This is a genomic window from Pseudonocardia sp. DSM 110487 (assembly GCF_019468565.1).
Taxonomy (GTDB): domain Bacteria; phylum Actinomycetota; class Actinomycetes; order Mycobacteriales; family Pseudonocardiaceae; genus Pseudonocardia.
On the sequence record NZ_CP080521.1, the window covers coordinates 1,267,698 to 1,282,162 of the forward strand.

General features: G+C 73.3%; 12 protein-coding genes. 9 read left to right on the top strand and 3 right to left on the bottom strand.

From position 1 onward, the window contains the following. The first annotated feature begins 31 nt into the window (after nt 1-31). The gene (locus K1T35_RS06020; protein ID WP_220259176.1) at nt 32-1,141 is read left to right on the top strand and encodes a cobalamin-independent methionine synthase II family protein; all 1,110 of its coding nucleotides are present in this window, start codon (nt 32-34) and stop codon (nt 1,139-1,141) included. Nucleotides 1,142-1,189: 48 nt separating this feature from the next. Further along, nucleotides 1,190-2,449 carry an aldehyde dehydrogenase family protein gene (locus tag K1T35_RS06025; RefSeq protein WP_220259177.1) on the top strand — a complete coding sequence of 420 codons (1,260 nt, stop codon included), beginning with the start codon at nt 1,190-1,192 and terminating at the stop codon, nt 2,447-2,449. Here K1T35_RS06025 and K1T35_RS06030 read toward each other — a convergent pair. Further along, the gene (locus K1T35_RS06030) at nt 2,404-3,378 is read right to left on the bottom strand and encodes a helix-turn-helix domain-containing protein (RefSeq protein WP_220259178.1); all 975 of its coding nucleotides are present in this window, start codon (nt 3,376-3,378) and stop codon (nt 2,404-2,406) included. The genes K1T35_RS06025 and K1T35_RS06030 overlap by 46 nt on opposite strands. 113 nt (nt 3,379-3,491) lie before the next feature. Here K1T35_RS06030 and K1T35_RS06035 point away from each other — a divergent pair, with 113 nt between their 5' ends. Genes K1T35_RS06035 through K1T35_RS06060 form a run of 6 tightly spaced genes read left to right on the top strand, consistent with a single transcriptional unit; the run spans nt 3,492 to nt 10,870 of the window. Further along, on the top strand, nt 3,492-4,514 hold the full coding sequence (locus K1T35_RS06035) for a carbon-nitrogen hydrolase family protein (protein ID WP_220259179.1): 1,023 nt from the start codon (nt 3,492-3,494) through the stop codon (nt 4,512-4,514). A 1-nt stretch (nt 4,515) separates the two neighbouring features. Further along, complete coding sequence (locus K1T35_RS06040; protein WP_220259180.1) at nt 4,516-5,532, top strand: phenylacetaldoxime dehydratase family protein; 1,017 nt, start codon at nt 4,516-4,518, stop codon at nt 5,530-5,532. A gap of 35 nt (nt 5,533-5,567) precedes the next feature. Then, a complete protein-coding gene (locus K1T35_RS06045) occupies nt 5,568-6,848 on the top strand; it encodes a pitrilysin family protein (RefSeq protein WP_220259181.1) in 1,281 nt (426 codons plus the stop codon). Then, nucleotides 6,845-8,215, top strand: coding sequence for a pitrilysin family protein (locus K1T35_RS06050; protein ID WP_220259182.1), 1,371 nt, complete (start codon nt 6,845-6,847; stop codon nt 8,213-8,215). Before K1T35_RS06045 ends, K1T35_RS06050 begins: the two co-directional genes overlap by 4 nt. Continuing rightward, the gene (gene nudC / locus K1T35_RS06055) at nt 8,212-9,177 is read left to right on the top strand and encodes an NAD(+) diphosphatase (protein ID WP_255621623.1); all 966 of its coding nucleotides are present in this window, start codon (nt 8,212-8,214) and stop codon (nt 9,175-9,177) included. Before K1T35_RS06050 ends, nudC begins: the two co-directional genes overlap by 4 nt. Nucleotides 9,178-9,205: 28 nt before the next feature. Further along, on the top strand, nt 9,206-10,870 hold the full coding sequence (locus tag K1T35_RS06060) for a hypothetical protein (protein WP_220259183.1): 1,665 nt from the start codon (nt 9,206-9,208) through the stop codon (nt 10,868-10,870). A 116-nt stretch (nt 10,871-10,986) separates the two neighbouring features. Here K1T35_RS06060 and K1T35_RS06065 read toward each other — a convergent pair whose 3' ends face one another. Together K1T35_RS06065 and K1T35_RS06070 are read right to left on the bottom strand one after the other, a co-directional pair. Further along, nucleotides 10,987-11,901, bottom strand: coding sequence for a hypothetical protein (locus tag K1T35_RS06065; RefSeq protein WP_220259184.1), 915 nt, complete (start codon nt 11,899-11,901; stop codon nt 10,987-10,989). Nucleotides 11,902-12,026: 125 nt separating this feature from the next. Then, nucleotides 12,027-12,275, bottom strand: coding sequence for a mycoredoxin (locus K1T35_RS06070; RefSeq protein WP_220259185.1), 249 nt, complete (start codon nt 12,273-12,275; stop codon nt 12,027-12,029). On the opposite strand from K1T35_RS06070, the gene K1T35_RS06075 reads away from it, so the two are divergent. Further along, entirely contained in the window at nt 12,274-14,385 is a 2,112-nt protein-coding gene (locus K1T35_RS06075) for an ATP-dependent DNA helicase UvrD2 (RefSeq protein WP_220259186.1), read from the top strand. The genes K1T35_RS06070 and K1T35_RS06075 overlap by 2 nt on opposite strands. The last annotated feature ends 80 nt before the right edge of the window (nt 14,386-14,465 follow it).

The following is a 14,465-nucleotide window of genomic DNA, read 5'->3' on the forward strand; positions in this document are numbered from 1 at the left end:
AGGTCAAACTCGTTTGCGGCGGGAGGCCCGCATGCCGGTCATGGCGACGCACACCGGGAGCTTGCCACGCCCCTCCGACCTGCTCAGTGCCATCGCGGAACGCGAGCGCGGCGGGCCGGAGCTCGACCCGGCCGCCGTGCGCGAGGCCGTTGCCGAATGCGTGCGGCGACAGGTGGAGACGGGTCTGGACGTCGTCAACGACGGTGAGCTCGGCAAGATCAGCTACGTCACGTACGTGCGCTCGCGGCTCACCGGGCTGGAGGCCGTCGAGCGTGGGCCGCGCCCCAATCCGGCCCTCGACGGCTTCCCGGAGTACGCCGAGCGGCTCGCCCTTCGGGCCGCGAACCGCGACTTCGTCATCCCCGTCTGCCGGGGCGCGGTCGGCTACCCGGACACCGCGGCCGTCGAGGCCGACATCGCGGTGCTGCGCTCAGCGGCCGGATCGCACGAGGCGTTCCTCACCGCCGCGTCGCCCGGGGTGATCGCGATGTTCGTCGACGACGAGCACTACGGCGACCGCACCGCGTACCTCGACGCGCTCGCCGGGGCGATGAAGACGGAATACGACGCGATCGTCGGCGCAGGCCTCCTGCTGCAGGTCGACTGCCCCGACCTCGCGGCTGGTCGCGTCGCCTTCCCCGACGGCGAGGACGGCCTGCGCGCCCACCGCGAGCGGATGGCGGAGAACATCGCCGCGCTGAACACGGCGCTGCGCGACGTCCCCCGCGAGCGCGTGCGGCTGCACGTCTGCTGGGGCAACTACGAGGGCCCGCACCACCGCGACGTCCCGCTGCGCGACATCCTCGACGTCCTGCTCACCGCGCGCGTCGGCACGCTGTCCTTCGAGGGCGCGAACCCGCGGCACGGCCACGAGTGGACGGTGTTCGCCGACGCCGACCTGCCCGACGACCTCGTCCTCATGCCCGGCGTGATCGGCAGCACCACCAACTACGTGGAGCACCCCGAGCTGGTGGCCCAGCGGATCGAGCACTACGCGCGGATCGTCGGCCCGGACCGCGTGCTGGCCTCCACCGACTGCGGCATGGCCACACTCGCCGTGAGCGAGGACGGCGTCGACCCGAGGATCGCGTGGGCGAAACTCCACTCCCTCGCGGAAGGCGCGGCCTTGGCCAAGTCCTGACCGGGCGCCTCGGGGCGGAGCCGGTGGGCCGCGTGGCAACCTTTCCCCGTGAGCACCAGCACCGCTGCCCCGACCGAGTCCCCCGAGGCCACCGCCGTGCGCGAGGCCGCCCAGCGTGCGGCGGCCGCGGCACCGGGGGTGCGGGCCGCGGGCGGCGCGGCCGTCGACGCCGCGCTGCGCACCGCGGCGGTGCTGCTGCGGGAGCGCGCGGCCGAGCTGCTGGCCGCGAACGCCGCGGACGTGACGGCCGCGGAGCAGGGCGGAATGGCCCCTGGCCTGCTGGACCGGCTCCGGCTCACCTCGGAGCGGCTCGCGGACATGGCCACCCAGCTCGAGGTGCTCGCCGACACCCCCGAACCCCCGGCGCAGCGCGAGGTGCGCACGCTGCCCACCGGGGAACGCGTCTACGAGCGGCGGGTCCCGGTCGGCGTGATCGGCGCGGTGTTCGAGGCCCGCCCCAACGTCACAGTCGATGTGGCATCCCAGGTGCTGAAGGCGCGCAGCGCCGCCGTGCTGCGCACCGGCTCGGCCGCGCTGGGCTCCGCCCGCGCGCTCGTCGAGCTCGTGATCGCGCCAGCGCTGGAACGCCACGGCGTGCCGGCGGGCGCCGTGCAGCTCGTCCCCACCCCCGGCCACGCGGGCGCCGAGGCGCTGGTCGGGCTGCCCGGCCTCGTCCCGCTCGTCGTGGTGCGCGGCAGTGGCGAGGTCACGCGCAAGCTGTCCGCGCTCGGCGCAACGGCAGGCACCCGGGTACTCGCCCACGCCGACGGCGGCGGCGTCCTGTACCTCGACGCGAGCGCCGATCCGGCCGACGTCACCCGGTTGGTCACCGAGAGCACCGACCGGCTCGGCGTCTGCAACCGGCTCAACCTGCTGCTGATCGACCGCCCCGCGTACGACCGGCTGTGGCCGGTGGCCGAGGAGGCACTGCGCGCCCGGCAGATCACGCCCAGCCTGCCCCCGCACGACCACCCGCTCGGCCACGAGTGGGCCCTCGACTCGGGCGCGGAGGCTCACGTCACGGTCGCGGCCGTCGACGGGCCGGTGGAGGCCGCAACGACCGCGATCCGGGAGACGTCCGGGTTGGCGGCCACCGTCTGCGCCACCGAGGAGAAGGCAGCGACCGCGTTCATCGACGCCTACACCGGCACCGGGGTCTTCTGGAACACCACCACGCGGCTGCTCGACGGCTACAAGCTCCTCGGCCTGCCCGAGACCGGGATCAACGTCGACCGCACCCCCGGCCCCCGCGGCCCGGTGACCTACCTCGACCTGTCGCTGCGCCAGTTCGTGGTGCTCCCCGCCTGACGCACCTCGCGTGCGGTGCGGCCGAACCGCGCCTTGAACGCCCGGCTGAAATGCGACGCGTCGACGAAGCCCCACGCGAAGGCGATGTCGCTGATCGTGCGGTGGCGCAGGGCGGGGTCGCACAGGTCTGCCCGCACCGCGTCGAGGCGCCGCGCCCAGATCCACTCCGCGATCGAGGAGGGCTCGCCCGCGAACGCGCGGTGGAGCGTGCTCACCGACGTGTGCAACGCGGCGGCGATCGCGGGCACGGTGAGACCCGGGTCGCGTAGCCGGGCGCGGGCACACGCCTTGATCTGCTCCCGGCGCGCGGCCAGCTCCGGTTCCGGCACGGTCGCTCTCGGAACGAGCGAGCTGAGCCCGGCCACGACGATGTGCTCCACGCTCTGCGCCACGGCCGCCGCCGCGGCCGGTTCCAGCACGCCGATGTCGTCGGCGAGCGTGCGGATCATCTCGATCATCAGGTGCCCGGCCCCTCGGGAGCCGTGCACACCGCGCGCGGTGAGCTCCGGCGCTCGCCGCAGCTGTGAGCGCAGCGTCGGGCCGGGGAGCATCAGCACGTACTGCTGGAACGCATCGTCGAAATGCAGCTCGTACGGGCGGGTCGAGTCGTAGAGGGCGAAGTCCCCCGGCGCCAGCACCGCGGTGCGCCCGTCCTGCGCCACGGCGCCCGCGCCACTCGTCTGGATGCTCACGAGGAAGTAGTCCTCGGCCGCCGCCGCGATCAACGACGGCGTCCGCCGGACGTGCTGCGCCGTCGCCGTGACGCGGGAGAGCTCCAGCGTGGCGAGTGAGTCGGCCCGGATCTCGCCCACGACGTCGCTGCCCGGCGCCGTGGTGTCGAGCCGCACGTAGGTGTCGGACACGGCCTCGTTCCAGAACTCCAGCCGCTCGCGCGCGTCCACCGCGTCGGTGCTGAGCAGGCGCGCCATGGGGAGACGGTAGGGAGGCGCCTGCCACCAGGCAAGACGCTGCGTCGCAGAGTCAACACAACCGACACGCATGGACCAGCGCCGCAATGCTGAGGACGTCACGCTCTCCGGGCATGAGCACCGAGCACCCCCGCTTCCGCGCCGCGGCCGTCCAGGCCGCTCCCGCGTTCCTCGACCTCGAGGCCGGCGTCGACAAGTCGATCGCTCTGATCGAGGAGGCCGCCGCGAACGGCGCGCGGCTCATCGGCTTCCCGGAGACCTTCCTGCCGGGCTACCCGTGGTTCATCTGGCTGGACGCGCCCGCGTGGGGCCTGCAGTTCTTCCCCGGCTACCACGACAACTCGCTGGTCTACGGCTCGCCGCAGGCCGACCGGCTCGCCGCCACGGCGCGCGAGCACGAAATCACGGTCGTCATGGGGCTGTCCGAGCGGCAGGGCGGCAGCCTGTACATCGCGCAGTGGATCATCGGCCCGGACGGGGAGACGATCGCGCGGCGTCGGAAGCTCAAGCCCACCCACGTCGAGCGCACGGTGTTCGGCGAGGGCGACGGCAGCGACCTGTCGGTGTTCGACACCCCGCTCGGGCGGCTCGGCGGGCTGTGTTGCTGGGAGCACCTGCAGCCGCTGTCGAAGTACGCGATGTACGCGCAGAACGAGCAGGTGCACGTCGCCGCGTGGCCGAGCTTCTCGCTCTACCCTGGCGCCGCCCACGCCCTCGGTCCCGAGGTCAACACGTCGGCGAGCCGGATCTACGCCGTCGAGGGCGGCTGCTTCGTCGTGGCCCCGTGCGCCACGGTCTCGCCCGAGATGGTCGAGCTGCTGTGCACGGACGACACCAAGCGCGCCCTGCTCCAGCCCGGCGGTGGCTACGCCAGGATCTTCGGCCCGGACGGGAGCCTCATGCACGAGCCCCTCGCGCCCGACGCCGAGGGCATCGTCTACGCCGACCTCGACCTCGGCTTGATCTCCCTCGCCAAGGCCGCCGCCGACCCGGCGGGCCACTACGCCCGTCCCGACGTCACCCGGCTGCTGCTCAACAAGACCCCTGGCGACCGCGTCGTGCCGTTCACCACACCCGGCGTCGAGATCGAGGGCGAGCTGCCGTCCGCGGCGACCCGCATCCCCGCGGACGTGTGACGTGGAGTCGGCCATCCCGGCACACCTCGCCGTTCCCCGCACCCACCCCGGCCGGATGAGGGACGGGTACACCCCGCCGTACCCGTCCTTCGTCGCGCGCATGGAGCCCGCCGTGCGCCAGGTCGTCATGGCGTACTTCGGACTCCAGTTCCGCGGTGAGCCGCCAGCAGGCGCGCTCGACGCCCTCGACACCGCCTTCGCCGCGGCCGACGGCCCGGGACACCACGACCGGGCGCAGTCGATCGCGCCGGACGGGACGACCGACATCGTCTCGATCTCCTATTGGGACGACCCGGCCTCGTTCGACCGTTGGTCCGCCGCCCACCGCGAGTCCTGGCTCGACGCGGGGGACGGGTGCGGGCGCTGGATCGAGGTCCTGCGGCCGACCGTCGAGTCGCACGAGACGCTGTTCTCGTCTCTCGGCCGCCCGGAGGGCGTCGCCGCGCTGGCGGGCGCCTGGAGCGGCGAGGTCGCCGAGCACGGCTACTGGGGCGGGATGCGCGACCGCATCCCGCTGTCACAGACCGACCCGCTCGCGCCCGCGGGCACACCGACCGTCGAGCGCGACGGGACCCGGGTGCGGATCCGGCCACACGGCGGCATCTGCCTGATCCGCTCCGGTCAGGACTGGACCGACACCGACGACGCCGAGCGCGCCATGTACGTGAACGACGTCGAACCGGTGCTGCGGGCCGGGATGGAGTTCCTGAGCAGCGAGGGGCGCGGCGTCGGCTGCTACTCCAACCGCTACCTCGCCGTCGTCGAGGGCGGGCGGCCGGTGGAGCGCACGTTCGGCCTCGGCTGGTGGCGCAGCCTCGCCGACCTGGAGCGCTGGGCCGAGTCCCATCCGACGCACCTCGCGATCTTCGGGGCCGCGATGCGATACCTGTCGGCACTGGGCCCGGCGGCCCGGTTGCGCCTCTACCACGAGGTGTCGGTGGTCGCGGAAGGCGACGCGTTCTTCGAGTACGTCGACTGCATGCCGGGCACCGGCCTGCTCGGCACGCTGACGGGGTAGGCGGCAAGTCCTCGCCACGGGATACATTCGGCGGCGTGCCTGTGCCAGAACTGCATCGGACGACCTTGCCCAACGGGCTGCGGGTCCTCGTCGTCCCGGACCCCGTCACCCCCGTCGTCGGCGTCGCCGTGCACGTCGACGTGGGCTTCCGCTCCGAGCCGGAAGGCCGCACCGGGTTCGCGCACCTGTTCGAGCACCTGATGTTCCAGGGCAGCGAGAGCCTGGAGAAGCTCGCGCACTTCCGGCACGTCCAGGGCTCGGGCGGGGTGTTCAACGGCTCGACGCACCAGGACTACACCGACTACTTCCAGGTGCTCCCGGCCGCGGCCCTCGAACGGGCGCTGTTCCTCGAGGCCGACCGCCTCCGCGCGCCGAAGCTCACGCAGGAGAACCTGCGCAACCAGGTGGACGTGGTGAAGGAGGAGATCCGGCTCAACGTCCTCAACCGGCCGTACGGCGGGTTCCCCTGGATCCTGCTGCCGCCGGTGCTCTACGACACCTTCCCCAACGCGCACAACGGCTACGGCGACTTCTCCGAGCTCGAGCAGGCATCGCTCGACGACGCCGCTGCCTTCTTCGACACCTACTACTCGCCGGCCAACGCGCAGGTCACCGTGGCCGGCTACCTCGACGTCGAGGAGACGCTGCGCCTGGTCGAGAAGCACTTCGGCGACATACCGGCCCGGCCGGCGCCGCAGCGCCCGTCGTTCGGTGAGCCGCTGCCCAGCGGCGAGCGGCGCCAGTCGGTCATCGACGCGCACGCCCCGCTGCCCGCGATCGCGCTGGGCTACCGGCTGCCCGACCCCGGCGCCGACCTCGACGGCTACCTCGGTCACGCGCTGCTCGGATCGGTGCTCGGCGACGGCGAGGCGGCGCGCCTCCAGCGCAGGCTCGTGCACACCGACGGGCTCGTCACCGACATCTCCGCGAGCGCCGGGCTGATGGGCCCGCTCGACGCGCGCGACCCCGACACGTTCACGATCACCGCCGTGCACCCGGGCGCGGTCGACCCGGACCGCGTGCTCGCCGCCGTCGACGAGGAGCTCGACAAGCTCGCGGCGGAAGGCCCGAGCACCGAGGAGCTGGCCAGGCAGGTGGCGCGCTGGTCGGCAGGCCTGCACCAGGAGAACGACCGCGTCATGTACCGCATGCTCGGCCTCGGCGCCCGCGAGCTGCTCTACGGCCGCGCCGAGATCAGCGCAGAGCTGCCCGACCGGCTCGCCGCCGTCACCCCCGAGCAGGTGCGCGCCGCCGCGGCCGCGCTGCGCTCCGGCGGGCGCGGCGTGCTGCTGGTGGAGCCCAAGGAGAGCGAATGACCGTCACGAGCCACCGCAGCGCCGACGAGATCGGCAGCACCGCGCTGGGGCCGCGCCCGCTGCCGCCGCTCGGACCCACCCGTGCCGTGCCGCTGCCCGACGTCGAGGAGCGCGTCCTCCCGAACGGGCTGCGGGTGCTCGCCGCACACCGGCCGGGCGTGCCGATGGTCGAACTGCGGCTGCGTGTGCCGTTCGCCGGTGAGGAGCCGGAGCACCCGGCCGTCGCGGAGCTGCTCTCGTCCACGCTGCTGACCGGCACGGCCACCCGCGACCGGGTCGGCATCGACGACGAGCTGGCCGCCGTCGGCGCCGACCTCGGGGTGAACGTCGACCCCGAGCGGCTCCAGATCGGCGGCTCCGGCCTTGCCGACGGCCTGCCCGACCTGCTGGCCGTGCTCGCCGACGTGCTCACATCGGCCACCCACCCCGACGGCGAGGTGGCCCGCGAACGCGACCGGCTCGTCGAGCGGATCAGTGTGGCCCGCGCGCAGCCCCGCACGATCGCAAGGGAGGCGCTGCAACGCAAGCGGTTCGGCGACCACCCGATCACCCGGGAGATGCCCACCGGCGACGACGTCGCGGCCGTCACCGTCGAGCAGGTGCGGGCCCTGCACGGCGCGGCGCTCGTGCCCGGCGGGTCCATCCTCGTCCTCGTCGGCGACATCGACCCGCCCACCGCGATCGCGCAGGTCGAGAAGGCGGTCACCGGGTGGACGGCCGACGCGCCCGCGCGTGAGCTGTCGTCGCCGCCGCCGATCACGCCATCGGACCTGCAGCTGGTGCACCGGGCAGGCTCGGTGCAGTCGCAGCTGCGGCTCTCCGCGCCCGCGCTGCGCCGCCACGACGAGCGCTACGCCGCGCTGCAGCTGGCCAACCTCGTGTTCGGTGGCTACTTCTCCTCCCGCTGGATGGAGAACGTCCGCGAGGACAAGGGCTACACCTACGGCGCCCACTCGGGTGTCGAGTTCGTGCCCGGTGGCGCGGTTCTCGGCGTCGAGACCGACGTGGCGAGCGACGTCACCGCCGCCGCGCTGTTGGAGACCCGCTACGAGCTGGGCCGGCTGACCGCCGTCCCGCCCACGGCCGCCGAGGTCGACGCCGCCCGCGCCTATGCCGTCGGCTCGCTGCTGATCTCGCTGGACAACCAGGGCGGCCTCGCGTCCACCCTCTCGGCCCTCGCCGCCGACGGCCTCGGGATCGAATGGCTGCGCACCCACCCCGGCCGCCTCGAATCGGTCACGGTCGAGCAGGTGGCCGAGGCGGCGCTGGAGTTCTTCGCGCCCACCGCGTTCACCGGCGTCGTCGTGGGGGACGCGGACGTGATCGGCGCCCGGGTCCGCGCGCTGGGCGGGATCACCGGCCCGTGACCTTCCCCCTGCTCGCCCCGCCCGTCCTCTCCCGCTCCGTGGTCATGCGGGACGAGCCGATCCGCAGCGACCGCGAGCGCCAGCTCGCCTGCTGGCCGAAGGCCCGGCTCGTCGTGCTCGACGAGGGGGGCCGCACCCCCGTCGACTGGGGAGCCGTCCGCAGGCCCCGTGACCGCTGGGACATGATCTCCGGCTCCGGCGCCCGGCTGATCACCCGGCCGACAACGGGCGACGAGCCGCCGCCCGACGCGGTGTTGCTCGGCGAGCACGAGGACACCGCCTACTGGGCGGTGCGCGGCGATGTCGACCTCGTCGCAGGCGAGGACCCGACCGACTGGGCCGACCTGCGCACGGTGGGTGCCGCTCTCGACGCCCTCGGTGCTGGCCTGCTCACGGGCGCGGTGGCGCTGCTGAACTGGCACGCCGCTGCCCGGTTCTGCACGCGCGACGGCTCGCCGATGCACCCGCGCAACGCCGGCTGGCACCGGGTGTGCGAGGCGAACGGTCACGAGGAGTACCCGCGCACCGATCCTGCCGTGATCTGCCTGGTGCACGACGGCGCCGATCAGGTTCTCCTCGCGCGTCAGCCCGTCTGGCCGGAGGGTCGGTACTCCGTGCTCGCCGGGTTCGTGGAGGCGGGGGAGTCTCTCGAAGCGTGCGTCATGCGGGAGATCCACGAGGAGGTGGGCGTCCGGGTCCACGACGTGTCGTACCTGGGCAGCCAGGCGTGGCCGTTCCCGCGCTCGCTCATGATCGGCTTCTCCGCCCTTGCCGACCCGGCGGATCAGCTCGTCCTGGCCGACGGCGAGATAGCAGAGGCGATGTGGGTGACCCGCGCCGGGCTGCGCGGGGCCCTCGACGCAGGCGACTGGGCCGGACGGTCGGACGGGGACCCCTCCCTGCTGCTCCCCGGCAAGGTGAGCATCGCGAGATCGATGCTGGAGAGCTGGGCGGCCCTGTAAGGGAGCCCGGAGTCGGGGGAACCTGGGCATGCACGACGGGCCCAACACGAAAGACGTCCTGGTCGCTGAGCGGTACCGCCTGCGGGAAGCGACCCAAGCAGACGCCGACACGGTCCGGCGAGCCGTCGACGAGACGGTGGGCCGCACCGTCGTCCTCGAGAAGCTCCCGCTCGACGTGCTGCCGCAGACGCGGATCGCGGCCACGGTGCACCACCCGCACCTCGTGTCGATCCTCGATGTCGTGGAGGAGCCGGACGCGCTGTGGCTCGTGCGCGAGGACCTGGAGCCCCCCGCCACGCGCAGCCTCGCCCAGCTCGTCGGCGATCACGGCCCGATGGCGCTCCCGGCGACGGCCCTGATCGGCGCGCAGGTCGCGGCCGGGCTGGCGGCCGGTCATGCCGCGGGCGTCGCACACGGCGCGCTCACCCCGGACCGGATCCTGGTGACGGACACCGCGACCGGACCGATCGCGAAGATCAGCGGTCTGGGTAGCTCGTCGGCGACCGACGCCCGCACCGACGTCCGCTCCCTCGGCGCCGCGCTGTCCGTCGCCGTCGGCGGCAACGTCGTCGAGCCCATGGCAGCACTGATCCGGCAGCTCACCGACGACGATCCGGCCGCCCGTCCCACCGCCGCACAGGCGCAGGTCGAGCTCGCCCGGATCGCCGCAGGCGCTGCCGGCCCGGCGAGGATCGAACCCCTCCCGCCGCCGCGCGGCCGTGGTCGACTGCGCTTCGTGGGCGCGATCGCGGCCGCCGGCGTGGCCGTGATCGCGGTCGTCCTCGCCGTCGCGATGCTCGCCACGAGCGCTTCTCCCGCGCTGACGCCGACCGCTTCGGTTCCGCCGGTGGCCCTGGCGGACGAGCGCACCCTCGACCCCTGCTCGCTGATCGACGTCGCCCCGCTCGCCCCGGTGTGGCACGCGACGATCAGCCCTGGCTACGGCGTGTTCGCCGCATGCACTGCCGTCATCCCCGGAGCCGACGTGGACGTCCACGTGGACGTCGAGCTCCTGAACGACCCCATCGCAGCCCTCCAGGTCGACGTCGGTCTCAGGAACCCGATCGCCCCCCGTATCGTTCCCGGTCCGCAGGAGGACGGGTACTGCCGGAGGTTCGTGTTGCTCCCGGGCTCCCACACCGTCGCGATCTCCGCCGTGCGGTACGGCGACGGCCTGACCGATCGCACCGACTACTGCTCGGTGGCCGACATCGCGACCGAAGCCGTGGTGGCCCGGTTCGTCGGTGGCGGCATCGCCCGTCGCGGCTCCGCAGCGGACCGCTCCGCCCTCGCGGGGATCACGGCGTGCGATCTCCTGTCCCGATCATCGGTCGCGGACGCGACGACCGCCGCCGGGGGCGAACCAGCAGATGAACCGGTGAACGGCTATGCCGGTTGGTCCTGCGACTGGGGTGCTGTCTGGGTGGACTACATCCGTGAGTCGACACCGGGCTCGCCGGTGTACTACGGGGAGCCAGTGACGATCGCTGGGCGGCCCGGGATGACCCGCGCGGAGGACGCCTCGAGCTGCCGCGCTTATGTCCCCCAGCGGTTCTTCACCACGGAGGAGGGCGGTATGCGCGCCGAGTACGTCCGCATCATCGTCGAGGGCACCTCGGACAACGCCACGATCTGCCGCGCCGCGGTCGGGCTCGCGGAGCGGGTCGCGACGCGGCTGCCCGCGTTCGGCTGAGCCACAAGATCGATACTGGAGCTGGGCCGCCCTCTGATCTGAAGACGCCACACATCGAGTGGGGGCGGCACAGAGGCCCCGGCGTCTGTGCCGTCCCCACTCGTGTTGTGCCGTGGTCAGAATTGGCGGAAGCGGGCGCGTAGGCGGGCAGCGACCGGGGCGAAGCGCGGCAGGTCCGACCAGAGCCAGCGGACCACTCCCAGGTCCTCGGCGCGCAGGGCGTCCTCCCGGCGCTTTTCGGCAACCAGGACCTCGACCGGGTCCTGGTCCGGCTGCAGGGTGCGGCCGAACTTGACGAGTCCGTCGAACTCACCCACCGTGCGCAGCTCCGGCCAGCCGAAGTCGACCCGGCCGATGAAGGCACCCGTGCCGGCCGCGTTGACCTCCCACTGGAGCACCGGCGGTGGCAGGCCTGCCGCGGCGATCGCGGCCCGGCTGCGCGACTCACCGACGCTCTCGCTCAGGCCGTTTGCGAACGCCAATACCCGCCGGGCCGCCGGGCTCCCCGGCCAGCGCGGCGCCCGCTCGAGAGCATCCGCCAGCTCGGTCCGGTCGATGCGATCCGCGCGCCTGTAGAACATGGCGGCGTCGGCGAGCACGACGGCCTGTTCGAACGGCACCGATCGCGCGAGATCGGCGACTGTGCGCGCGAGCGAGGTGACCGGCAGCCCGCCGACCACGACGACTTCCGCCGGGTCGAGGGGCGCGGTGTGCACGTGGACGAAGGTTCCGCAGCGGCCGCCGTTGCGGCGGGGTCGCGTGACATGGACGCGGCTCAGTGGCACGGCCCAGATGCGCAGGCCGTGCAGGACGGCCGCCGACACGTGGCTCACGACAGCGTCATCGACGAGCCCCCGGAGCGCGGCCTTGACCTGTAGCACGTGCCGGGGGAGGGCGTCGTCCGGGAGCGGGCCTTGGACGTAGACCCCGCGGCGCAGCGGACTGAGCCGACCCTCCCGCACGAAGCGACGCACCTCGTCGTCGGAGAACCCGGCCGTGAGTAGCTGCGACCGCACACTGAGCTCAACCACCCCCGGATGGTGACCGGACGCGGCCCCCCCGCGGGCCGGAACGGCAAAATCTGGCAACGGCACACGTCCAGTTGGGACGGCACACAAGCCGGGAGATCTGTGCCGTCCCTACTGAAGTTGTGCCGTCACGCCGCCAGGTCGGCTACCTTCTCCGCCACCACCGCGAACGGGGGGTTCGTCAGCGCTGTGCCGTCCGCGAAGCGGACCGTGGGGACCGTCTGGTTGCCGCCGTTCACGTTCTCCACGTATGCGGCGGCCTCGGGGTCGCGCTCGATGTCGATTTCCTCGTACGCGATTCCGGCCTGGTCCAGCTGCAGCTTGAGCCGCCGGCAGTAGCCGCACCACGTCGTCGAGTACATCGTCACCTGAGACATGCACTGCTCAACCACCGCCGCGGGCACTGTCTTCCCCGGCTGTCAGGATGGGCCGGTGACTGCGCCCACCCTCGAAGCCGGACTGGACGACGAGCAGCTCGCCGCGGTCACCGCGCCGCGGGGGCCGGTGTGCGTGCTGGCCGGGGCTGGCACCGGCAAGACCCGCACGATCACCAGGCGCATCGCCCACCTCGTCGGCACCGGCCACGTCGCGCCGGGCCAGGTCCTCGCCGTCACGTTCACGGCGCGGGCGGCAGGGGAGATGCGCACCCGGCTGCGGGCGCTCGGGGTCTCGGGGGTGCAGGCGCGCACGTTCCACGCGGCGTCGCTGCGTCAGCTGCGGTACTTCTGGCCGCGGGTGGTCGGCGGTCCGCAGTGGCAGCTGCTCGAGGGAAAGCTGCGCATCGTCGGGCAGGCGGCCGCCCGCGTGAAGGCCGGCACCGACGCGGCCGCGCTGCGCGACTTCGCCGGGGAGATCGAGTGGGCGAAGGCCACCCTCGTCACGCCGGACGAGTACCCGGCAGCCGTCGCGAAGCTCCGCAGGGAGACGCCGGGGCCCGCCGAGCAGGTGGCCGCCGTGTACGCCGGGTACGAGGCGCTCAAGAACCGCGCCGAGATGCTCGACTTCGACGACCTGCTGCTGCACACGGCCGCGGCGATGGAGGAGCACGCCGGCGTCGCGGAGGAGTTCCGCGACCGCTACCGCTGCTTCGTGGTCGACGAGTACCAGGACGTCACGCCGCTGCAGCAGCGCGTGCTCGACGCGTGGCTCGGCGAGCGCGACGACCTCACCGTGGTCGGCGACGCCAACCAGACGATCTACACGTTCGCCGGCGCCAGCCCCCGGTACCTGCTCGAGTTCGCGCGCCGGTTCCCGGAGGCCGTGGTCGTGCGGCTGCAGCGCGACTACCGGTCCACCCCGCAGGTCGTCGCCGCGGCGAACACGCTGATCGGCTCGGCGCGCGGCCGGGTGGCCGGCAGCAGGCTGCGCCTGATCGGTCAGCTGCCGCCGGGGCCGGATCCCGATTTCGCCGAGCACGACGACGAGCCCACCGAGGCCGCCGCCGCCGCGAAGCGGATCGCCCGCCTGATCGCCGACGGCACGCCGGCCAGCGAGATCGCGGTGCTGTTCCGGATCAACGCGCAGTCCGAGGTGTACGAGCAGGCGCTCACCGAGGTCGGAGTGCCGTACCAGGTGCGTGGCGGCGAGCGGTTCTTCAACCGGCCGGAGGTCCGCCGCGCGATGATCGCCGTCCGGGCCGCCGGTGACGTCGACGCCCCGCTGGTCGATGCGGTGCGCGCGGTGCTGGCGCCGGTCGGGCTCACTCCCGACCCGCCCACCGGTGCGCAGCAGCGCGCCCAGTGGGAGTCGTTGCTCGCGATCGTCGAGCTGGCCGAGGAGCTGGTGGCCGTCGAGCCCGACGCCGGCCTGCCGCGGTTCGCGGTCGAGCTGGAAACCCGCGCAGACGCCGCACACCCGCCCACCGTGCAGGGCGTCACGCTCGCGTCCCTGCACGCCGCGAAGGGCCTGGAGTGGGACGTCGTGTTCCTCGTCGGGCTGGTCGAGGGCACGCTGCCCATCCAGCACGCGGAGGGAGACGACGAGGCGATCGAGGAGGAACGGCGGCTGCTCTACGTCGGCCTCACCCGCGCGCGGCGGCGGCTCTCGCTGTCCTGGGCGCTCTCGCGCCAGCCGGGCGGTCCGCGTCGGCGCAGGCGCAGCCGGTTCCTCTACGGCCTGATCCCCGACGAGCACCCCGCTTCGCGCGTGGCGAACGGCGGCGGCGGTCGCGGGGTGCCAAAGCCGCGCTGCCGGGTCTGCGGCTCGCCGTTGATCGGGGCCGACTCGATGAAGCTGCGCAGGTGCGCCGACTGCCCGTCCGATGTGGACGTCGAGCTGCTCGACCGGCTTCGGGTCTGGCGGGCGGAGCAGGCCAAGGAACAGCAGGTACCGGCCTATGTGATCTTCACGGACGCCACGCTCACCGCCATCGCAGAGCACCGCCCCGCCGACACCGCCGCCCTCGTGCGGATCCCGGGGATCGGCGCCCGCAAGCTCGACCGGTACGGCGAGGCCGTGCTGGGCCTGGTGGCCGAGTCGAGTGGTTGATCCGAGAAACTTCCCGTAAATCAGTTGTGCGGCCGAGTCCTTGGTCGCTAACGTCATCGCTCGACGGACCTCACCAGCCC